At 68.1% G+C, this 20,827-nt stretch carries 19 protein-coding genes, 4 tRNA genes, 1 pseudogene and 1 riboswitch; of the genes and pseudogenes, 10 read left to right on the plus strand and 14 right to left on the minus strand.

Annotated features, from left to right (window positions below; all coding sequences use genetic code 11):
• Together MLGJGCBP_RS39545 and MLGJGCBP_RS39550 are read right to left on the minus strand one after the other, a co-directional pair.
• A pseudogene (locus MLGJGCBP_RS39545) lies at positions 1-197 on the minus strand (YciI family protein); the annotation flags it as partial.
• 114 nt (positions 198-311) lie between these two features.
• Positions 312-384 (minus strand) — tRNA-Lys (locus MLGJGCBP_RS39550).
• 328 nt (positions 385-712) lie between these two features.
• On the opposite strand from MLGJGCBP_RS39550, the gene MLGJGCBP_RS39555 reads away from it, so the two are divergent.
• From MLGJGCBP_RS39555 to MLGJGCBP_RS39575, 5 genes are all read left to right on the plus strand, one after another.
• On the plus strand, positions 713-1,369 hold the full coding sequence (locus tag MLGJGCBP_RS39555; protein WP_160102703.1) for a TetR/AcrR family transcriptional regulator: 657 nt from the start codon (positions 713-715) through the stop codon (positions 1,367-1,369).
• A 98-nt stretch (positions 1,370-1,467) separates the two neighbouring features.
• Positions 1,468-1,540 (plus strand) — tRNA-Glu (locus MLGJGCBP_RS39560).
• Between the two features lie 95 nt (positions 1,541-1,635).
• Positions 1,636-1,709 (plus strand) — tRNA-Asp (locus MLGJGCBP_RS39565).
• A gap of 66 nt (positions 1,710-1,775) precedes the next feature.
• Positions 1,776-1,852: transfer RNA gene (locus MLGJGCBP_RS39570), tRNA-Phe, on the plus strand.
• A 156-nt stretch (positions 1,853-2,008) separates the two neighbouring features.
• Positions 2,009-2,662: a TetR family transcriptional regulator gene (locus MLGJGCBP_RS39575; RefSeq protein WP_160102705.1), complete on the plus strand. Its 654-nt coding sequence runs from the start codon at positions 2,009-2,011 to the stop codon at positions 2,660-2,662.
• On the opposite strand, the gene MLGJGCBP_RS39580 is transcribed toward MLGJGCBP_RS39575, so the two are convergent.
• The 7 genes from MLGJGCBP_RS39580 to MLGJGCBP_RS39610 all read right to left on the minus strand — a co-directional run bounded on the left by MLGJGCBP_RS39580 (position 2,659) and on the right by MLGJGCBP_RS39610 (position 10,186).
• Complete coding sequence (locus tag MLGJGCBP_RS39580; RefSeq protein WP_160102707.1) at positions 2,659-3,396, minus strand: ABC transporter ATP-binding protein; 738 nt, start codon at positions 3,394-3,396, stop codon at positions 2,659-2,661. The two genes, MLGJGCBP_RS39575 and MLGJGCBP_RS39580, sit on opposite strands and share 4 nt — an antisense overlap.
• Positions 3,393-5,216 carry a branched-chain amino acid ABC transporter ATP-binding protein/permease gene (locus tag MLGJGCBP_RS39585; RefSeq protein WP_160102709.1) on the minus strand — a complete coding sequence of 608 codons (1,824 nt, stop codon included), beginning with the start codon at positions 5,214-5,216 and terminating at the stop codon, positions 3,393-3,395. Before MLGJGCBP_RS39585 ends, MLGJGCBP_RS39580 begins: the two co-directional genes overlap by 4 nt.
• A gap of 3 nt (positions 5,217-5,219) precedes the next feature.
• On the minus strand, positions 5,220-6,077 hold the full coding sequence (locus tag MLGJGCBP_RS39590; protein ID WP_160102711.1) for a branched-chain amino acid ABC transporter permease: 858 nt from the start codon (positions 6,075-6,077) through the stop codon (positions 5,220-5,222).
• A gap of 21 nt (positions 6,078-6,098) precedes the next feature.
• On the minus strand, positions 6,099-7,316 hold the full coding sequence (locus MLGJGCBP_RS39595) for an ABC transporter substrate-binding protein (protein WP_087557670.1): 1,218 nt from the start codon (positions 7,314-7,316) through the stop codon (positions 6,099-6,101).
• A gap of 116 nt (positions 7,317-7,432) precedes the next feature.
• Complete coding sequence (locus MLGJGCBP_RS39600) at positions 7,433-8,257, minus strand: SDR family NAD(P)-dependent oxidoreductase (protein WP_160102713.1); 825 nt, start codon at positions 8,255-8,257, stop codon at positions 7,433-7,435.
• A gap of 61 nt (positions 8,258-8,318) precedes the next feature.
• Complete coding sequence (locus tag MLGJGCBP_RS39605; RefSeq protein WP_160102715.1) at positions 8,319-9,377, minus strand: lysylphosphatidylglycerol synthase transmembrane domain-containing protein; 1,059 nt, start codon at positions 9,375-9,377, stop codon at positions 8,319-8,321.
• A gap of 26 nt (positions 9,378-9,403) precedes the next feature.
• Positions 9,404-10,186 carry an SDR family NAD(P)-dependent oxidoreductase gene (locus tag MLGJGCBP_RS39610; RefSeq protein ID WP_160102717.1) on the minus strand — a complete coding sequence of 261 codons (783 nt, stop codon included), beginning with the start codon at positions 10,184-10,186 and terminating at the stop codon, positions 9,404-9,406.
• A 137-nt stretch (positions 10,187-10,323) separates the two neighbouring features.
• On the opposite strand from MLGJGCBP_RS39610, the gene MLGJGCBP_RS39615 reads away from it, so the two are divergent.
• Positions 10,324-11,061, plus strand: coding sequence for a VIT1/CCC1 transporter family protein (locus tag MLGJGCBP_RS39615; RefSeq protein ID WP_087557666.1), 738 nt, complete (start codon positions 10,324-10,326; stop codon positions 11,059-11,061).
• Positions 11,062-11,073: 12 nt separating this feature from the next.
• Here MLGJGCBP_RS39615 and MLGJGCBP_RS39620 read toward each other — a convergent pair whose 3' ends face one another.
• From MLGJGCBP_RS39620 to MLGJGCBP_RS39630, 3 genes are read right to left on the minus strand one after another with little or no spacing between them, the layout of a single operon-like run.
• Positions 11,074-11,958 carry a universal stress protein gene (locus MLGJGCBP_RS39620; RefSeq protein WP_160102719.1) on the minus strand — a complete coding sequence of 295 codons (885 nt, stop codon included), beginning with the start codon at positions 11,956-11,958 and terminating at the stop codon, positions 11,074-11,076.
• Positions 11,959-12,004: 46 nt separating this feature from the next.
• Positions 12,005-13,540, minus strand: a complete 1,536-nt coding sequence (locus tag MLGJGCBP_RS39625; protein ID WP_160102721.1) for a CYTH and CHAD domain-containing protein — start codon at positions 13,538-13,540, stop codon at positions 12,005-12,007.
• Between the two features lie 45 nt (positions 13,541-13,585).
• Complete coding sequence (locus MLGJGCBP_RS39630) at positions 13,586-14,542, minus strand: pseudouridine synthase (RefSeq protein ID WP_160102723.1); 957 nt, start codon at positions 14,540-14,542, stop codon at positions 13,586-13,588.
• A gap of 84 nt (positions 14,543-14,626) precedes the next feature.
• Between MLGJGCBP_RS39630 and MLGJGCBP_RS39635 the strand changes: the two genes are divergently transcribed.
• Together MLGJGCBP_RS39635 and MLGJGCBP_RS39640 are read left to right on the plus strand one after the other, a co-directional pair.
• The gene (locus MLGJGCBP_RS39635; protein WP_160102725.1) at positions 14,627-16,669 is read left to right on the plus strand and encodes a CocE/NonD family hydrolase; all 2,043 of its coding nucleotides are present in this window, start codon (positions 14,627-14,629) and stop codon (positions 16,667-16,669) included.
• Between the two features lie 40 nt (positions 16,670-16,709).
• Entirely contained in the window at positions 16,710-17,588 is an 879-nt protein-coding gene (locus MLGJGCBP_RS39640) for an oxidoreductase (protein WP_087557661.1), read from the plus strand.
• A 21-nt stretch (positions 17,589-17,609) separates the two neighbouring features.
• On the opposite strand, the gene MLGJGCBP_RS39645 is transcribed toward MLGJGCBP_RS39640, so the two are convergent.
• Both MLGJGCBP_RS39645 and MLGJGCBP_RS39650 read right to left on the minus strand, forming a co-directional pair.
• Positions 17,610-18,032, minus strand: a complete 423-nt coding sequence (locus tag MLGJGCBP_RS39645) for an organic hydroperoxide resistance protein (protein WP_160102727.1) — start codon at positions 18,030-18,032, stop codon at positions 17,610-17,612.
• A gap of 2 nt (positions 18,033-18,034) precedes the next feature.
• A complete protein-coding gene (locus MLGJGCBP_RS39650) occupies positions 18,035-18,487 on the minus strand; it encodes a MarR family winged helix-turn-helix transcriptional regulator (protein WP_160102729.1) in 453 nt (150 codons plus the stop codon).
• A 73-nt stretch (positions 18,488-18,560) separates the two neighbouring features.
• Positions 18,561-18,665: riboswitch (TPP riboswitch) on the plus strand.
• Positions 18,666-18,714: 49 nt separating this feature from the next.
• Here MLGJGCBP_RS39650 and MLGJGCBP_RS39655 point away from each other — a divergent pair.
• Together MLGJGCBP_RS39655 and MLGJGCBP_RS39660 are read left to right on the plus strand one after the other, a co-directional pair.
• A complete protein-coding gene (locus MLGJGCBP_RS39655; protein ID WP_160102731.1) occupies positions 18,715-19,479 on the plus strand; it encodes a 3-oxoacyl-ACP reductase in 765 nt (254 codons plus the stop codon).
• A gap of 1 nt (position 19,480) precedes the next feature.
• Positions 19,481-20,776 carry an LLM class flavin-dependent oxidoreductase gene (locus MLGJGCBP_RS39660; protein WP_160102733.1) on the plus strand — a complete coding sequence of 432 codons (1,296 nt, stop codon included), beginning with the start codon at positions 19,481-19,483 and terminating at the stop codon, positions 20,774-20,776.
• Positions 20,777-20,827: the final 51 nt, after the last annotated feature.

Raw genomic sequence — 20,827 nt, forward strand, 5'->3', positions numbered from 1 at the left:
AAATCCTGCATGTACTGCACGTGCGCGGAGATCTCCTCCGGCGTCCACTCGGTCATCGGGACGTCGTTGACCGCCGCAGGCGCGCCGCGGTAATGCTTGAGCAGCAGGTACTTGGCCATCGCGAACTCCTTGGTGAGGTACGGCCCATTGTGGCCGTGTTCACTGCGGGGACGGAGCCGGTCGCGGATTCTCGACATCCCCGCGACCACTGTGAGTACGCCGTCCGGTCGACGGGCGGCCACATGGTGACCACTCCGCCGCTCCGAACGCGTCGATCGCACTACCTGACCAGGATGAACTGGTCAGGACGGTGCCCCCAGTAGGGCTCGAACCTACGACCTGCGGATTAAAAGTCCGTAGCTCTACCAACTGAGCTATAGGGGCGCGGAGCCAGAGTCTAGTGCGCAGACGGTGACCGAGAGAACAGCACCCCCGGCACGGCGCGCCGCCCGGGGGATCGAAAGGGTCGGCTCGGGTGCGCACCCCCTGCAGCGCACCCGAGCCGAACCAAATTATACCACTTGGTGTGTTTTCGGCAGCGGTCCGATTCCAGCTACGTAACGGGATTCAAGTATGTTTTTGAGAAGTTTTGATGAACTTAAGAATGCTGTGTCGCTATTTTCAAAACAGGGATACTGTTATGTATGGCTCCAAGCTCGCCACTGTAGGGCGAAAGCGGGGGTTACTACATTTGGGAGAGGGATTCACCGTCATGGCACGTCAGCAGGAGCGTGCGCGACGCACTCGCGCTGCACTGGTGGAGTCGGCCGCGATCGAGTTCGCGAAGCGCGGCTATGCGGCGGCGTCGGTCAACACGATCCTCGAAGGCTCGAACGCCACCAAGGGGGCGATGTACTTCCACTTCCAATCGAAGGAAGAACTCGCCCGCGCCGTCCTCCAGTCCGGGGTGGAGCAATTCACCGCCCTGACCGACAGGTGGACGAGTCGCACGGACATCGGGCCCTTCGAGGCCCTGCACGGTTTCGTGATCGACCTGGCGAAGCTGTTCCATTCGAGCGTCATCGTTCGGGCCGAGTTCCGGCTGATCGTCGAACCCGAGTTCTACCCGGACGTGCAGTCCGGCGGCTCGCAGGTGTGGGGACGAACCGCGCACGAGTTCGCGATCCGCGCCCAGCGGGACGGGTCGCTGCGCGCCGATGCCGACCCGGAGAAGTTCACCCGGGTCCTGGCGGCGTCTCTCGCCGGCCAGCGGTACATGTCCGACATGACCGCGCTGGAGGGCGACCTCGGTGCACGGTTCGTCGAATCGCTCGAGGTGATCCTCGAGGCGATGGCTTCACCCGAGTGGCTGGAGAAGTTTGCGAGGGACGGATGGCCGGATTTCGCGTCAGAACTGCCCGATTCGTAGTCTGACCTGGCGATTTGGGAAATTCTCGATCCGTGTCCTAAGCTATCCAAGCTCCCAACGGAACGCCGTTGAGGTACTGGTTCGGAGAGATCCGACGGGCCCCCTTCGTCTAGCGGCCTAGGACGCCGCCCTTTCAAGGCGGTAGCGCGGGTTCGAATCCCGTAGGGGGTACGTTTGACCGGTGTCGAGCATGCGGTATGGTTCGACGGCAGTAAAAGTGACACGCAGTAACGCTTTACACTTGTAGAGCACAGCAGGAAAAGCAAGGCCCTGTGGCGCAGTTGGTTAGCGCGCCGCCCTGTCACGGCGGAGGTCGCGGGTTCGAGTCCCGTCAGGGTCGCAAGTGTGTTGCCGATACTCGGTATCGGCAACACAATGCGATAGGCATTCGGTTCGGGTGCCGTCCGGCCAGGTAGCTCAGTTGGTACGAGCGTCCGCCTGAAAAGCGGAAGGTCGCCGGTTCGATCCCGGCCCTGGCCACCACGATTCACAGAAACTCCGTTATCGAGAACGTCGACAGCGGAGTTTTTTCGTTCCCACCCCACGTGAGTGCCAAAGTGTGTTCCTGCACACTTTGGCACTCACATGGGGTTGGCGTCGCGCGACGCCGGCGAAGTGACTGTCGCTAGGCTGACGTCCATGAGCACTGCTGAAGAGCCGCTGACGGCGGGCCGCGACGGGTTGTTGTCGTTGCTCCGCAACGGGCAGCTGCCCTCGCGTGGGGCCAAGGCCCCGCAGCGGGAGCGGTACCAGCGGATCGTCGCCGCGGCGATGGAACTCGCGTCCGAGGGCGGGTACGACGCCGTGCAGATGCGGGCCATCGCGGATCGGGCGGGCGTCGCGCTGGGCACCGTGTACCGGTACTTCCCGTCGAAGAACCACATGCTGGTGATGGGCCTGCTGATGGTGTTCGAGGGTATGCGGTCCCGGTTCGAGGACGTCGCGATCCCCGGCGACACACCGTCGGAGCGGATCCTGTTCGTCCTCCGGAAGAACACCGAAGTCCTGGAGAAGGACCGGCCGCGGTACGAGGCCCTCGTGCGTGCGTTCATGTTCGCGGACGCGTCGGCATCGGCCGAACTGGATGCGTTCGGCGCCCTGATGACGGAGATGTTCGCCAAGACCATCGGTGTCGAGGAGATCTCCGACGACCAGTTGAACGCCATCCGCGTGATCGGCGACGTCTGGATGTCGAGCCTGGTGTCCTGGGTGGCGGGCCGCATCTCGGTGGACGAGGTGATGGCCCACCTGGGGCTCGCGGTCCGTCTCGTGTTCCGCCGCCTCGGCGGCTAGCCGACGCGCCCGAAGTAGGCGTCCCGGATCACCGCCCTGTCGTCGATCTCGCCCGCATCCGCATCCATGACGACGCGTCCGACGTCGAGGACGGTGACGTGATCGGCCACGCTCATCGCGGCGTCGACGGCCTGCTCGACGAGCAGGACCGCCAGCCCGGCCTCCTTGAGGGTGCTCACGCGGTCCATGACTTCGCCGACGATCACGGGCGCCAGCCCGCCGGACGGCTCGTCGAGCAGTAGCAGGGTGGGTTTCGCCATCAGCGCCTGCCCGATCGCCAGCATCTGCTGCTGCCCGCCGGACATCGCACCGGCGAGCAGGCCGCGTTTCGCGCCGAGGACGGGGAACAGGTCGTAGATCCGCTCCACCTCTTCGCGGACGGCCGACCGTCTCATCCTGCGGACGTACCCGCCGAGAATCAGGTTCTGTTCCACGGTCTGCCGGTGGAAGACCCGCTTCCCCTCCTGCACGTAGGCCATTCCCTGGCGGACCCGCCGGTGCGGCGCCACCTTCGCGATGTCGCGGCCGTCGAACTCGATCGTCCCGGCGGACACCCGGTTCAGCCCCGAGATGGCACGCAGGGTGCTGGTCTTCCCCGCACCGTTCCGGCCGAGCAGCGCGGTGACCTTGCCGGGCCACACGTCCAGCGAGACGTCCCACACCACGCGGAGGTCGCCGTAGCCGGATTGCACGTTCCGCAGACTCAGCAGCGGTGTCGTCGTCTGTTCGCTCATGAGGTCGCCTCTCCGGCCAGTTCCGTGTCCTCGGCGGCGACGCCGAGGTATTCGCTGAGTACGCGCGGGTTGTGTTCGATCGCGGACGGCGGACCTTCGGCGATCACGCGGCCCTGGGCGAGCACGACGATGGTGTCGGCGAGTGCCAGTACCAGGCGGAAGTTGTGCTCGACCAGCACGATCGTGCAGCCGGCGTCGCTGAGCTGACGGATCAGGCCGGCGAGGCGTTCCACTTCGTCCTCGTCGAGGCCGGACGCGACCTCGTCGAGCAGCAGGACCCGCGGTTCGGCGACCACCGAGCGGGCGACCTCGAGCAGCCGCCGCATTCCCAGCGGGAGTGCGGTCGCGGTCTCGTCGCGTAGATGCGACAGTCCCACGATGTCGAGTGCGCGCTCGGCCTCGGCGATGTCGGCGGCGCGGACCCTGTGATGGCGGGGAAGCCGCAGGACGGTCGAGAGCATCGATACCCGGTCGGTGCTGTATCGGCCGGAGGCCACGGCCTCGAGGACGGTGACGCCGTCGGGGATGTCGGGTGTCTGGAACGTGCGGGCCACGCCGCCTCCGGCGACCCGTTCCGGCGCCTTGCCCTGGACCTCGGTGTCACCGATCAGGATTCGCCCGCTGTCGGGGCGGTAGAACCCGCAGATCATGTTCAGCATCGTGGTCTTGCCCGAGCCGTTCGGTCCGATCAGTGCGGTGATGCTGCCCGGTTCGGCACGCAGCGACGCGCCGTCGAGCGCCTGGTTGCCGCCGAACGCTTTCGAGATGCCATCGACCACGAGCACCTGACCCGACATCGGTTCCATCGCCGGTCGATCCGTGTCGCCGGGGCGGGTACGTGTTCCGCGGCCGGTCAGGCCCGCCGCGCGGTCCAGCCGCGCCGTCGCCTGCCTGGCGACCTTCGCGAGGCCACCACTGAGGAGGACGCCGCCGAGGATCAGGAATCCGCCGTAGAAGACGAGGGCGTACTGCTGGAACTCGGACGACTGGTTCGGCCCGAGTTGCATGATCGCCGCCCCGACCGCCGCGCCGTAGACGCTGGTCGCGCCCCCGAGGATGCATGCCGCGAGAACTGCTGTCGCGAACGTGAATCCGAATGCCTCGGGGGAGACGTACATGTCGATGTTCGCGAACAGGGCGCCCGCGAGGCCCGCGGGGAAGGCACCGATCGCATAACCGAGAAGCTTCATCCGGAACACCGAGATGCCGACCGAGGACGCGAGGACGGGACTCTGTTTGAGGGTGCGGAACGCGATGCCGTGCCGGGAGACCACCAGGTTGCGCAGGACCGCGAACCAGAGGATCGCGACGATCACGACGACCAGGTAGAACCGGTCGGAGTCGATCGCCTCACCGAACAGGGTGGCCGGTTCGATCCCGCTGAGGCCGTTGCGGCCGCCGGTGGTGTCCCCGAAGACGGCGATGATGTCCGGGACGAGCAGAACGAGGAAGAATGAGGTCATCGCCAATGACCAACTGCCGAGCCGCAATCCCGGAATTCCGGTGACGATCCCCACCGCGAGCGCGACCAGGCCCGAGACGGTCAGCTGCAACACGATGTCCGTGTACCCGGCGATCGACATGAGCCCGGCGGTATACGCCCCGGCGGCGTACATCGCGGCCTGGCCGAGAGCGAGTTCCCCCGCGTAGCCGAGACTGAGATTGAGGCCGCTGACGACCAGCGCGAGGATGCAGGCGAGTTGCACCTGCCGGGACAGCGCGAAGCCGAGACCGAGCTCGGGCAGGAACAGCACGAGGAGACCGGCGGCGAGCGGGAAGAGCCAACCCGGAGCCGATCGAATCAGGCGCCACAGAGCCATTCTTTACACCACCCGTTCCCGCGTCCGGCCGAACAGTCCGGCCGGACGCACCATGAGGATCGCGATGAGGACGACGAAGACCGCGATGTTGCTGTACTGGCTACCCAGTTCGAGAGCGGCGAACGACTCGACGAGACCGACGGTCAGGCCGCCGACGAGTGCGCCGGGGAGTGAGCCGAATCCGCCGATGGCCAGGGCGACGAAGCCCTTGATGGCCAGCGCCGAACCCAGGGTGGCCACCGCGAACGTCTTGGGACCCACGAAGAGCCCGAGGAAACCGGCGAGCGCGCCGGAGAACGCGAACGCACCGAGGGCCAGCGCCCGGACGTTGACGCCGCGCAACAGGGCGGCTTCGCGGTCCTCGGAGATGCCGAGGAGCGCGAGACCGGTCATGGTCTTCGTCCCGACCCGGCCGAGGACGACCACCAGCACCACCGCCAGAATCAGCAGCACGATCTCGACGGGATACGTGCGGCCGCCGAGGACCGTGATCGGATCGTTCGAACCGAAGAACGGGACGGTGAGCGGTTCGCTTCCCCAGATCAGCTGCGTCGCACCGTTGATCAGGGTCGCGGCGCCGAGCGTGGTGACGAGCTGATTCTGGTGATCACGGACCGGCCGGACCGCGACGATCTCCTCGATCCCGGCCAGGATCATCACGGCGACCGTCGCCGTCACCGCGACGACGAGGATCGGCAACTTCAGGGTGACGAGGCCGGTGTAGGCGACGAACGTGCCGACCATCATCAGCTGGGCCTGAGCGAAGTTGAACGTGTGGGACGAGATGAAGACGATGTTGTAGCCGATCGCGACGAGCGTGTAAACAGCCCCCAGCGCGAGGCCCGACCAGACGATGGTCACCGGTTTCTCCTGTGCTCGGGGTCACGCGCTCGGGTTTCCGTACTGGCCGTTGAGGAGTGGGCTCGGCGGCACGAACTTGTACGCCTCGTCACCCGGCTTGGACGCGTGCGAGTCGGCCGAGAAGTGATACGACGGGGAGAACGCGGTCTCGGCGCCGTCGAGGACCTCCTGGTTCTCGAGCGCCTCGGCGAGGGCTTCGGGATCGGAGGAGGATCCGGCCTTGTTCGCGGCAGCCACGACGAGGGGCAGTGCGTCGTAGTTGTCGGCGAGGATCAGCGTCGACGGGATGTCGCCCATCGCCTTCATGTTGTCGACCATGGTGTTGACGGCGGTGTCGTTCACGTCGTAAACCGTGCTCGAGAGCACGTGCATGACCAGGTTCGCCGTGGCCGGAGTGCCCAGCACACCTTCCGGTGCCGCCTTCGAGACCAGCGACGTTCCCGCGACCGACGTGTTCCCGACGAGCGGAATGTTCCAGTCGAGCCGCTGAAGGCTCGCGAGGAGGTATCCGAGTGGTGCCCCGTAGGCGTCCACGACGAGTGCCTGTGTGCCCCGGTTCTTCAGCGACTGCAGTTGGGCCGTCATGTCGAGCGCCGCGGTGTCGTACTCCTCGGATCCGGTGCTGCTCACGCCTTCACCGCCCAGCGCGTCTTCCATCGCCTGCCCGAATACTTCACCGTAGGCGCTGCTTCCGTGAATGATGCCGACAGACTGGTAGCCCTTGCCCTTGGTGTATCGGGCGATGGTCTCGGCGTTCTCGGCCGGTCCCGAGGCGAGGTCGAAGTTGAGCGGGTACTTCTCGGGGTTCGCCGAATCCTCGGTGGGCCCGATGTTGAACGAGAGGATCTTGTTCTGCGCGAGGATCGGCAGTGTCGCGGTGGTGATGGTCGACGGGCCGGAGTTGAGGAAGAGGTCGGGCTTCTTCCCCGACGCGATGGCCTCCCGCAGCTTGGACACGGCCGTCGTGGCGTCGCCCGCGTCGTCGACGACGGTGATCTCGACTTGGCGTCCGCCGACACCGCCCGCCCTGTTCACGGCCTCGGCGCTCGCTTTCGCTGCGAGCACGGACGTCTGCGCGTTGGCGGCGAGCGCGCCCTGCCCGCTGATTCCGCCGGTCACGAGCACCCGGTAGGGGCCGCCGGCGGCGTCGGCGTCGTCTGCGCCCGCGCCGGAACACCCGGTGAGCGCGAGTGCGGTTGCGGCGAGCGCCGCTGTGAGAGCTGAGGATCGAATTCGCATGGGCGCCCCTTCAACATGAGCAAGCAAGTGCTTGGTTCGGCAAAAGGTAGCAGAACTAACGGTCGATGTCCGCGGAATGTCTCACTCGGCGGGAGGATCTCGCGGACGTGCCGAACTCAGCGAAACGACTGCCGGATCACCGGTTCTCGCCGTTCGAGGATGGTGGCGGTGTGCTGCCGGACCATGGTGTCGAGGTGCTCACCCTGCGGTGCGAGCCAGAAGTCGCCGCGGTCGATGCCCGCGAAGACCAACTCCGCGAACGTGTCTGCGTCGACTCCGTCGGTGTCGAGCAGTTCGCGCATCTGCGTGACCATCCGATCGACGGCCGGATGGGAGACGGCCCCGAACGGGTTGTCGAACACGGATGTGACGACGGGCCCGGGTGCGAGGACGCTCGCGGACACCGGGGCGTCGATCATGCTCAGCTCCATCTGCAGGCACTCGGTGATCGCGACGACCGCGAATTTCGATGCGCTGTACGGCGACATCATCGGACCGGGTGCGAAGCCGCCGACCGACGCCGTGTTGACGACGCGGCCGGCGCCGCCCTGATCGAGCATCCGCGGAACGAACGCGCGGATCCCGTTGACGACGCCCGTGATGTTGACGCCGAGTGCGGCGTCCCAGTCGGATTCGCCGAGTTGCCAGAGAAATCCGGCCCGCATGATGCCGGCGTTGTTGAAGAGCAGGTCCACCCGGCCGAACGAGTCGAATGCGAGTTCGGCCAGTGCGTGGACGGATCGGGAGTCGGACACGTCGGTGACACGGGTGAGGGCGCCGTCCAGGTCCGCAGCCGCCCGGTCGAGCGCGGCCGCGTCGATGTCGGCGAGCACCACCGCCATGCCCCGGGCGTGCGCATGCCGCGCTATTCCCGCCCCGATTCCCGAGGCCGCGCCGGTGACGACGACAACCTGTTGTGCACCTGATTCCGGTTTCGTCACGGCTCGACGGTAGGACCGTCGACGGCGGCCTCGGCCCGGTCCTCTCGCTCAGCGGGAGGGTTCAGGTGCCGCGACCCCACAGCGGTTCGAGGTCCGGGCCCTCCTCGCCGTGCTGCGCACCCCGGAAGCGTGCCGCGAAGACGATCCAGCCGATGGCGGCCATCAGCAGGAAGCTGACAAGCCGATAGACGACGATCGCGGACACCGCTTCGGAGCCGGCCATTCCGCTGGCGGTCAGGGCGGGAACCAGCACGGCGTCCATGACACCGAGCCCCGCGGGCAGGAGTGGGATGGCCGAACCCGCGGCGTTGCCCGCCGCGTATGCGACGGCGAGCCCGGCGAACCCGGGATGGGCGCCGACGGCGTAGCACGCGAACGCGAGGCACGAGGCGTCGGCAATCCAGTTGAACAGCGACCATCCGAACGCGCGAGCCGTGTCGCGGCGATCCATCCGGACCGCACTCATCTGGTCGACGATGTGCTTCCACTGACGAACCCCGGTCAGCGGAGGCTTCTTTCGCAGCGCGTTGACGCCGCGCAGCGCGGTGATGCCCACCCCCTCGAGCGCGTCGGGTCGCGACGCGGCGTACTGGGCCACGACGAGGAAGGCACACAGGCCACCGAACGTGAAGATCAGCGAGAACGGGTTGGTCTTGGCTCCGACGAGCAGCGCGCCCGCCAGTCCGACGAGCGCCAGGCCGATCGCCTGGAGGACGCCGGCCATCACCAGCTGCCACGTCGCGATCACCGGCGACGCACCCCAGATCCGCGTCTGCCGGTACGTGAACGTCGTCGCGAGAACCGGGCCGCCCGGCAGCGTCACGCTCATCGAGTTGGACGCGAACGTCACCGCCAGCGATTGCCGCTGCCTGATGTGCACGCCCGCGACCCCCAGCAGGCAGCGCTGCACGCGGGCGAAGCTCGACATCGACGCCAGCGACGCGACGACGGCCGCGGCCACCCATCCCCATTCGAGGTCGCCGAGGTTCTGGACGCTCTCGGACAGGTCCGGCCAGATGAGGACCATCTCCACCGCGAGCACCACGACGAGCAGGCCGCCGATCACCCATGCAACACGACGCCTGCGGGGCGTCGGGCGGGTGTTCTCGGCGTCAGTCATACGCGTCCATTACACATGGCGGGTGATCAGACCGTGTATCCGCCGTCGACGTCGAGCTTCTGCCCGGTGACGAATCCGGCCCGGTCGCCGGCGAGGAAGCAGACGGCCTCGGCGACGTCGGCGGCGGTGCCGAACCGGCGTAGCGGTATCCGGCTCATCGCGGCGTCGAGTGCGCGCCGATCGAGTTCTTCGGAGGCGATGAGCCTCTCGGCCATGCCGTCGGTGAGCATCCCCGGGCCGACCGAGTTGAAGCGGACGCCGTAGCGGCCCTCCTCGGCGGCGAATCCCTTGACCAGTTGTTCGATCGCGCCCTTCGTTCCCGGGGAGAGGCCGTCGCGCACGGGGAAGCGGCTGGTGGCCGCGGTCGTGACGGCGACGACGGAACCGGACGCGTCCCGCAGCGCGGGCAGGGCGGCCTTGACGACGGTGAAGAACGCGACCGCCTCCTGCTCGAGGTGCTCGGCGTAGTCCCGGGGCGCGACCTCGGACAGGTGGATCATCGGGACGTGCGGGCCTGCGGCGTGGACCAGGATGCCGAGGCCGCCGAAGTGTTCGACGGTCTGCTTCACGACGCCCGCGACGCGCGGCTGGTCGGTGAGGTCGGCGGAGAACGCCCGCGCGGCGACGCCCCGGCCTTCCAGTTCGCCGACGAGGTCCTCGGCGATGTCGGCATTGGACCGGTAGGTGATGGCCACGTCGTGGCCGAGGCTCGCGAGTTGCCGCGCGATGGCGGAGCCGATGCCGCCGGTGCCGCCGGTGACCAGTGCGGCGCAGGGACGTCGGGGGGTGCTGGTGGCGGGTGTCGGCATGAGGAACTCCAAGCGTGTGAGGGTATCGCGCCTAACCTAGCAACTGCTTGGTTTCGGTGTGCGGGGAACCGTGCACCGCAGCCGAGCGCAGCCTTGCCTGGCTATCCGACCAGGCCTTTTCGTCTTAGCCTGAACGCATGTCAGCAGAGAACGCCGAGCGGGCCGAGCCGTCCCGGCACCCCGACGAGCCGCACGCACCCAGTCTGGCGAGCCGCCTCAACTGGTTGCGGGCCGGTGTCCTCGGGGCCAACGACGGCATCGTGTCGACGGCCGGTCTGGTGGTCGGGGTGGCGGCGGCGACCACCGAGCGGTCGGAGATCTTCACCGCCGGATTCGCCGGCCTCGCGGCCGGGGCGGTGTCGATGGCGCTCGGCGAGTACGTCTCGGTGAGCACCCAACGAGACACCGAACGCGCGCTGCTGTCGAAGGAGCGTCGCGAACTCGCCGAGACCCCCGACGCCGAGTTCGAGGAACTCGTCGCGATGTACCAGGACAAGGGACTGCGGGACGAGACCGCCCGGACGGTCGCCCGCGAACTCACCGATCACGATGCGTTCGCCGCGCACGTGGACGTCGAACTGGGCATCGACCCGGACGATCTGACCAACCCCTGGCAGGCCGCGGGATCCTCGGCGCTCTCGTTCACGCTCGGCGCCCTCGTCCCGCTGCTGGCGATCCTCTTACCGCCTGTGCACCTGAGGATTCCGGTGGCGTTTTTCGCAGTGCTGGTCGCGCTCGCTCTCACCGGCACCGTCAGCGCGGCCCTCGGCGGCGCGCGGCGCACCCGGGCGGTACTCCGCGTCGTGCTGGGTGGGGCGCTCGCAATGATCGTCACCTACGGGATCGGCCAACTGGTGGGGACGAGCATCTCCTGACCCCGGCGACCGTCACTCGTTCCGGCAGATCATGACCGGGCAGGTGGCGTGATGGAGCAGGTTCTGGCTCGTCGAACCCATCAGCGCGCCGAGCAGCGCCCCCCGGCCGTGGCTGCCGACGACGATCAACTGGGCGTCGGCCGAATGCCGCAGGATGACGTCCGCGGCGGCGCCCTGCTCGGCCACCCTGGTCACGGCCACGTCCGGGTAGCGTTCCGCCTCACCCGCGAGGCCCTCGGAGAGCAGCGCCTCCTCTTCCTGCCTGACGGCGTCCCAGTCGACGAGCATGCCGGTGCCGCCGGCGCCGAGCGTGGGGGAGCCCTGCCAGGTGTGGACGGCGCTCAGCGGCGCCTCGAAGAACGACGCGAACTCGAATGCGTGACCCACCGCTTCGCTGCTGAGATCGCTGCCGTCGACCCCGACCACCACCGGACGCTGGTCCGGCGTGGTGACCTCGCCGCGGAGAACGGTCACCGGGCAGGGGGCGCGGTTGACCACGTGCAGCGCCGTCGACCCCACCAGCACCGAACGGAACGCGCCCGCTCCCGTGGATCCGAGCACGATCAACCGCGCCCAGTCGACGGCCTCGAGCAGTGCGGTGCCTGCGGGGCCGGGACTGATGGTCGTCTCGATCTCGAGACCGGGGAACTTCGGCCCCAGCAGCCTCTTCGCCGTCCCGATGATGGCCTCGCCGTCCTCGCGGAGCTGACTGAGGAACTGCGATTCCAGCATGATCGCCGCCGGGCTGTACAGCGGGCCGTCCTGCGGCAGCGCGTGCACGAGCGACAGTGTGGCACCCCACTTCGACGCGACGGAGGCGCCCCACAGGGCGGCGGCGGTCGAGGCGTCGGATCCGTCCAGGCCGACGACGACGGAATGACTGGCGGGTGTGCTCACGTCCGGATCCCTTCGCTGACGCTGGTGGGTACTCCCCGACTGTGCCCTACTTCCAGACTTTTCGGGCCACCTTCTTCGCGCTCTTCCACTCCGGTTTCACATCGGCGGCCAGTGCGTCGCCGCGGTCGAGTTCACGCTGCAGCAGCATTCCGAGGCCCAGGCTCGACTCCGCGGAGTGCTGATCCTCCGCGACGGCCGCGAGGATGTGTTCCCGTGCGACGACGGCGTCCTGGTAGTCGCCGAGAACGTCCTGAAAGCTCTTGAACTTCTTCTGCGCGCGGTCGGAGGCCTTCGGTGTCAGTGACCGCGTGGACTCGATCGCGTAGCGCAATCGTTTGGCGCGCTTACGCGCTCGGTGCGTCAGTTCGTCGCGCTCGGCCCGGGTGGTCGCGGCCGCCGCCTTCCGCACGCGCTTGTGGACGGACTTCGACAATTTGCGCAGGGTTTTCGCGACGGTCTTCTTCGACGGGTCCGAGCCCTCCGACGACTCGACGGCGGCGAGGAACGTGTCGAGCCCGGCGAGCAGGTCGAGGTAGCGCCGGGAGTTCAGGGCGGCCAGCGCCGCGGGCCGGGCCGCGGCGGCGAGTCCCGAGAAGTATTCGTCGAGGCGCGCCCGCACGACCTCGCGGTCGGGTATCTCCTCGGCGTCACCCAGCAGATCCACGAGACGGCTCCACTGCACCTCCGTGTCCCGCGCCGGGCCGAGGGCCTGACCGACCCAGCGGAGTTCGGCGATCAACTCGTCGACCGTCTCCTGGTCGCGCAGGCTGGACCCGTACACCTGGAGGACGCTCCGGATCCGCCGGGCCGAGACCCGGAGGTCGTGGACGGACTCCTCGAAGTCGCGCCGCACGCCGAGGTCGGCCGTCACGAGATTGTCCTTCTGCTCGGCCAGATACTCCAGAAGCAGTGTCCGCGGCGCGGACCGCTTCTTCCCACGCACGGGGGGCGGGGTGCCGCCCACCGCGTCGCCGAGTGCCCGCCGCAGCTTCGACGGCGCGTCCGAGCGGGCGATTCCGGCATCGGTCAGCCGGGAGTCGATGGCGTCGAACAGTTTTCGGTCACCAGCGGCGAGTTCGACTTCGATCTCCCGCCACACCCGCTCGTCGGTTCCGGTGCCCGTCTCGGGGACGGCGGCGATCACGACATCCGACACGACCTCGGCGAGCGTCGTTCCCGCCGCGTCCACGAGCCGCTGCCGCTCCCGGTCGGTGCTGATGAGCGCGACCGGGTTCAGGGCGGCGCCGCGGGTGACGGCCGTGAGCAGTTCCGCGAACTCGCGGGGCACCTCCGTCTCCGGGTGCTCGGGGTCGGGTGCCAGCTGCAGTTCGGTCCGCTCGTCCGCGCCTGCCGGAATCTTCAGATGCCAGCCGGCGTCGTCACCGCCTTCCCGGCGGCGGAGCGTGATTCCGGCGCGGAGCAACAGCAGTTCGCCCGTGTCGTAGTACAGGGCGGACAGCTGGACGGTGTGGCGTCGCGGTTCACCGTCGACGCCCGGAAGCCCCGACAGCGCCGGGAGTTGCTGCTCGGATGTCGCTTCGTACTTGCGTTCCACTTCGGAGACGGACGTCGCGGTACTCATGTCCCCATCTTTCCGGCTGAGCGCGCCGGGCGAAAGAAGCCGAGGTCACAGCGGCCAGTCGAGGCTCCGGACGCTCGCGAAGCGTCGTGTGGCGCCGGAGCAGGGGTCGGCGAACTCGACGGAACGGGCCAGCAGGCGCAGCGGCGTCGAATAGTCGTCGGCGGCAACGTCGTAGAAATCGGGATAGAAGTTGTCGCCGTGGATCGGGATGCCGAGCGAACTCATGTGCACCCGCAACTGGTGCGTCTTGCCGGTGTGCGGGAGCAGTCGGTACCGGGCCGCGTCGCCGTGGACCTCGAGTAGTTCGATCCGGCTCTCGCTGTTGGCGGGACCAGCCACCTCGTACGCCTTCAGGACCCCGCGTTCCTTGACGATTCGACTGCGGACCGTGGCGGGCAGCACGAGATCGGGGTCGTAGCGGGCGACGGCCTCGTACTCCTTGGTCACCCGGCGTTGATCGAACAGCGACTGGTAGTCGCGCCGGACCTCGCGCCGCACCGTGAAGATGAGCACCCCGGCGGTCAACCGGTCGAGCCGGTGCGCGGGTGTCAGTTCCGGGAGGTCGAGGTCTCGGCGCAACCGGACCAGCGCCGACTCGGCGATGTACGCGCCGCGCGGGGTGCTCGCCAGGAAGTGGGGTTTGTCCACGACGAGGAGATTCTCGTCGCGGTGGAGGATCTCGATCTCGAACGGCACCCGTGTCTCGACCGGCGGATCCCGGTACAGGTACACGAATCGGCGGGGCGCGAACGGCGTGGCCGCGGTGATCGGCTGCCCGCGCTCGTCGACGACTTCGGACGCGGCGACCTTCTCGCGCAGGCGGGTCTCGTCGTGCGGAAAGCGTGCGACGAGGTATTCGAGCACGGTGGGCCACACGCCGGTGTCCGGCATCCTCAGCCGCGTCGGGTTGAGGCCGTCGCGGACGGGAAGTGGGGCGTCGGGCACCCCGTCACGGTAGTCGAGAGGAGGCCGAAATCCGTCGTTGACCGCGAGGGGACTCATGGTTACTATCCGGTAAGTTTGTGACGCGGGCCACCCTGACTGGTCGCTGAGGCGCGTCATCGGAGGATTTCACGGGGGTTCGAAGTGATCGTGCGTCGATGGGCGTTTCGACCGGGTGCGGCGGCAGTCGCGCTGGCGGTGGGGGTGGGACTTGCCGTGGTACCCACGGTGACGGCGTCGGCGGATCCGACGGGCGGCGCCGCGGGGGCCGAGTGGAACGCCGCGGTCGACGCCCCGCCGAAGTACCCGGTGATCGCGATCGACTGGGACGTTCCCATCACGATGAGCGACGGAACGGTGTTGAAGGCCAACGTCTATCGCCCCGCGGACGCCTCTGGCACGCCGATCGACACCGCGATGCCGTCGGTCCTGAACGTCACGCCGTACACGAAGTTGGTCGGTAACCTCGTCGATTCCGTGCTCGCGGTGCCGGGGCTCGAGGACACGGTCGTCGACCTGGTGAACTCCTTCGATCTCGCCGGGACACCGCTCGACGGCGTCGGAGAGTTGTCGAAGGTGCTCACCGGCGGCGGCATGCGCGTCTTCGGCGTCAACCGCGACCTCGTCCGGAACGGATACACCCAGGTGGTGGTCGATGCGCGCGGCACCGGCTTCTCGCAGGGCGAATGGCAGGCACTCGGCCCGCTCGAGCAGCAGGATTCCGTCGAGATCATCGATTGGATGAGCAGGCAGGGGTGGTCCGACGGCGAGGTCGGGATGGCGGGGGTGTCCTATTCGGGAATCAACTCGCTGCAGGCCGCGGGGCATCGGCCGCCGGCGTTGAAGGCGATCTTCCCCACCGAACCGGGCAACGACCTGCTCCGCGACATCGTCGGGACGGGCGGTGGTCTCGGCGTCGGATTCATGCCGCTGTGGCTCTCACTGGTCAACGGTCTCAAGTTCGTTCCCGACGTCCAGGCACTCGCACAGGGGAACTTCGACGAGCGGTGGCTGCAGGACCGGTTGCGGGATCCGCTGACGCTGTTCCCCGCATTGATCCAGGCGATGACCGCGTCGCAGATCGGCGATCTCGACGCCGGCACGCTGCGGGTGGCGCAGGACGGCCAGTTCTACGAGGAGCGGAAGGCGCAGGCGGAGAACATCGACGTGCCGACCATGCTCTACGGCGCCTGGCACGACATCTTCGCGAACAGCGAACCGCGGGTCTACAACGACATTCCGCTGCCCGCCGGTGAGAAGCAGCTGATCATGAGCGATGCCTACCACGTCTCGTTCGGTGGCGGCTTCGGCGAGCCGGGTGCGCCGCCGCGACTCGACGTCCTCGAACGCGCGTGGTTCGACAAGTGGCTGAAGGGCATCGACAACGGCATCGACGAGTACGGCCCGGTCACGCTGTACCAGCAGGGCAACGGCTGGACCACCACCGATCAGTTCCCGCGGGCCGGTGTCGACTACCAGCGGATGTACCTGTCGGGTGCCCCCAGCGGCACCGCCGGGCACGCCGCCCACGACGGCAGCCTGGTGCCGGCGAAACCCGGCGACACGGCGCAACTCACCGTCGCACCCGGTCTCCGCGGGCTCTGCTCCCGCGACGGAACGCAGGGCACCGCGGGCGCGGCCGTCGTCTTCGGGTCGGTGTGCAGCAAGGACTCCCGCTTCAACGAGGCCGAGGGCCTGACGTTCACCAGTGCCCCCGTCGCGCAGCCGACGGAACTGTCGGGTCCGGTCAACCTGCACCTCGAAACCGTGCTGGACGCGCCGGACGGCTTCTGGGCGGTGACGCTGAACGACGTCGCACCGGACGGCACGTCGACCCCACTAACGAACGGTGCGCTCACGGCTTCGATGCGGGCCGTGGACGATTCGAAGAGCACCAGGTCGCCGAACGGCGACTACACCGAACCGCACCACTATCTGACGGTGGCCGCGCGTCAGCCGCTGGTTCCGGGTGAGGTGACACCGGTCGACATCAACTTCGTGCCCACCGACGCGGTCCTCGCGCCGGGGCACCGGTTGCGCGTCGACGTGTACGCGGGCAGCGTTCCCCGGTACCTGCCGCTCGGGCCGATTCTGGCGGACAGTCAGCTGAAGCCGCAGCACGTGGCGTTGTCGCCGGACCGGCCGAGTTTCCTCAACCTGCCGCTGGTCGGGGCGCAGGCGTGGTGACGGGTTCACGCCGCGTCCCGGGATCCGTAGGGTTGACGGCATGACCAAGTGGACAGCTTCGGACATCGTCGATCAGAGCGGCCGCACGTTCGTCGTCACGGGCGCCAACAGTGGTCTGGGGGAGGTGGCCGCGCGGGCTCTGGGGAAGGCGGGAGCGCACGTCGTGCTGGCCTGCCGCAACACCCACAAGGGTGAGGTGGTCGCGCGGTCGATCGGTGACAACGCCGAGGTGCGCCGTCTCGACCTGTCCGACCTCGCGTCGGTGCGCGAGTTCGCCGCCGGCGTCGATTCCGTCGACGTGCTCGTGAACAACGCCGGGGTGATGGCGGTTCCGCAGCGCAAGACCGCCGACGGATTCGAAATGCAGATCGGCACAAATCATCTCGGGCACTTCGCGTTGACCGGACTGCTGCTCGGCAAGATCACCGACCGGGTCGCCACGATGTCGAGTGCGGCACATCAGGCCGGGACGATCCACCTCGACGATCTCAACTGGGAACACCGCAAGTACAACCGCTGGAGCGCGTACGGGCAGTCGAAACTCGCGAATCTGCTGTTCACGTACGAATTGCAGCGCAGGCTGGCCGCGGCGGGGTCGCCGGTCAAAGCGGTGGCCGCGCATCCCGGCTACGCGTCGACCAATCTGCAGGCGCACACCGAATCGGTGCAGGACAAGCTGATGGCAGTCGGCAACCGGATCTTCGCGCAGTCGGCGGAGATGGGGGCGCTGCCGATGTTGTTCGCGGCCACCGCCCCCGACGTGATCGGCGGCAGTTACATCGGGCCGGACGGCCTGTTCGAGCAGCGGGGCCACCCGAAGGTGGTGGGCTCCAACAAGAAGTCGCGGGACGAGCAGACCGCGAAGGGTCTGTGGTCGCTGTCGGAGGACCTGACGGGCGTCGAGTACGAGTTCGGGTGACCCGACGCCCGCGCAGGATGCTCAGTCTTCGGTGACTTCGAGGGTGACGTCGACGTTGCCGCGGGTGGCGTTGGAGTAGGGGCACACCTGATGTGCCTTCTCCGTCAGTTCGAGTGCCTCCGCGCGCGGCAGGTGGGGGAGGGACACCTCGAGGGTGACGGCGAGGCCGAATCCGCCGCCGTCCGTGGAGCCGATCCCGACGCGGGCGCCGACGGCCGAGTCGGCGACATTCGCCCCGGCCTGACGGCCGACGAGCTGGAGTGCGGAGTGGAAGCACGCCGCGTATCCGGCGGCGAACAGCTGCTCGGGGTTGGTGCCGTCGCCCGATCCGCCCATCTCGGTGGGGATGGCGAGGTTCAGGTCGAGCCGGCCGTCGGACGTGCGGGCGTGGCCGTTGCGGCCTTCCCCGGTTGCGAGGGCTTCGGCGGTGTAGACGATCTTCATGGTTACTTCTCTCCTGTTGGGGTTGCGAAACTGTGGAGCGATTCGGTGAGGCGCGACAGGGTGTCGCGCAGGGCGACGAGTTCGTCGATGCCCATTCCCGTCGAGCGGGCGAGTTCGGTGGGGATGCCTTCCGCGGCGGCGCGGAGGCTCGCGCCCTTCTCGGTGAGGTGGATCCCGACCCGGCGTTCGTCGGCCGACGAACGCCTCCGTTCGACCAGGCCCAGCGCCTCGAGCCGCTTGAGCAGTGGCGACAGGGTGCCGGTGTCGAGGTCGAGGGCGTCGCAGATCTCCCGCACCCCGCGACCGTCCTGTTCCCAGAGGACCAGCAGCACGAGGTACTGCGGGTAGGTCACGCCCAGCGAGTCGAGCATCGACCGGTATCTCGCGGTCATCGCCCGGGAGGCCGAGTACAGCGCGAAGCACACCTGGCGGTCGAGGGCGAGGTTGTCGGTCACCTCTGAATGGTTGCACACAACTAGGTTGTGCACAACCAAGAAATCGGAAACGGTGTTTGCCCTTACACTGTTGGCCAGTGACACGGGGTGCTGCCCGGCGAGGATCCGGACGGCTGAGAAGACACCCGTCGAACCTGAACTGGGTAATGCCGGCGAAGGGATGTCGCGGAGACGGCCGTATGCGCTCATCCGATGTCTCGTCGCCGACCGATTGGAAGGTGACAGCAATGCAGCTCGACAAGCAGATCGTCCTGGTTACCGGCGGTGGCCGGGGCCTCGGTTCCGCCATCGTGCGGTCGTTCGCGGCGCAGCACGCGCGGGTAGTCGTGAACTACCGCAACAGCCGGGGTGCGGCGGAGGAACTCGCGGCATCCCTGGGTGCGGACCGCGCGGTCGCGCTCCAGGCGGACGTCACCGATGCCGCGCAGGTGGCAGCACTGTTCGCCGCAGCGGAAGCGCACTTCGGATCGCCGGTGACCACCGTGATCAACAACGCCCTCGCCGACTTCTCCTTCAACGGCGACGCACGCGACAAGGCGGACGTCATCACGTGGGAGGCCTTCGACTCGCAGTTGCGCGGCAGCGTGCAGGCGACCCTGAACACCACGCAGGCCGCGCTGCCGGGCATGCGCGCGCTCGGGTTCGGCCGCATCGTGAACATCGGAACCAACCTGTTCCAGAACCCCGTCGTCCCGTACCACGACTACACCGCCGCCAAGGCCGCCGCGCTGTCGCTGACCCGCACTCTCGCCGCCGACCTCGGGCCCGACGGCATCACCGTCAACATGGTCTCGGGCGGGTTGCTGCGCACCACCGACGCGAGCGCCGCCACCCCCGACGAGGTGTTCGACCTCATCGCGGCGAGCACTCCGCTGCAGCGGGTCACCACCCCCGACGAGTTCGCCGACGCGGTCCTGTTCTTCGCGTCCCCGTGGTCGCGTTCGGTGACCGGCCAGAACCTCGTCGTCGACGGTGGACTGGTCAAGGACTGACATGAGCGACGCCCGGCAACTGCACTTCAACGCGTTCCTGTTCGGCTGCGGGCACCACGGCGCCGCGTGGCGGCACCCCGCCTCGCAGGTGGAGCGGCTCAGCGACATCGCCTACTACGAGGAACTGGCGCAGACCGCGGAGCGGGGTTGCCTCGACGCCGTGTTCTTCGCCGACGGGCATTCGGTGCGCGACCCCGCGTCCGGGGGCATGTGGTTCCTCGAACCGCTCACCGCGCTGTCCGCGATGGCGCGGGCGACCGAGCGGGTCGGTCTCGTGACGACCGTGTCCACCACGTTCTACACCCCGTTCCACGCCGCGCGGATGCTGGCGTCGCTCGACCACATCAGCGGCGGCCGCGCCGGCTGGAACGTGGTGACGTCGATGTTCGACGCCGAGGCCCGCAATCACGGTCTCGAGGAGATGCCGCCGCACGACGACCGCTACTCGCGGGCCGCGGAGTTCGTCGAGGTGGCACTCGCGCTGTGGGATTCGTGGGAGCCCGACGCGCTCGTGCTCGACCGGGAGGGCCTCTTCGCGGATCCGGCCAAGGTGAACGCGGTCGGGCATCGGGGCAAGCATTTCCTCGTGGACGGTCCGCTGAACGTGCCGCACTCGCCGCAGGGGCGTCCGGTGCTGTTCCAGGCGGGCGCGTCGGATCAAGGCCGTGACCTGGCCGCCCGGTGCGCCGAGGGCATCTACGCCGTCGCCTACGACCTCACGGCCGCGCAGAGTTACTACGGCGACGTGAAGCGGCGCATCCGCGCTGCGGGCCGCGACGCCGACGCCGTGATCGTGATGCCCGGTCTCGTCACCTACGTGGGCTCGACCACTGCGGAGGCGCGCAGGAAGAAGTCGGAACTCGACGCGCTCCTGCCCGTCGAGCAGTCGCTGGCGCAGTTGTCGATGTTCGTCCAGCAGGATTGCAGCGCATGGGAATTGGACGCACCCGTTCCGGCGCTGCCGCCGCTGTCGGAGTTCACCGGACCGCAGGGCCGGTACGACACGATCCTGCGGATCATCGAGAAGGACCGTCCCACCGTGCGGTCGCTGCTGGGCACGCTGGCGGCCGGCGGCGGGCACTGCACCATGATCGGCACCCCGGAATCGATCGCCGACGAGATCGAGGTGTGGTTCCGCGGCGGCGGCGCCGACGGATTCAACCTGATGCCGCCGCTCTACCCGAACGGGCTCGCCGACTTCGTCGACGAGGTGATCCCCGTCCTGCAGAAGCGCGGGCTGTTCCGCGCGGAGTATGAGACGGAGACCCTGCGCGACCATCTCCGGGGTCGCCGGTAGTTGCCACCACAAAGAACACAACCTTCTCTAAGTACGCAACAGTGACTGTGA

This window comes from Rhodococcus sp. T7 (assembly GCF_009872365.1).
In the GTDB taxonomy this organism is placed as follows: Bacteria; Actinomycetota; Actinomycetes; order Mycobacteriales; family Mycobacteriaceae; genus Rhodococcus_F.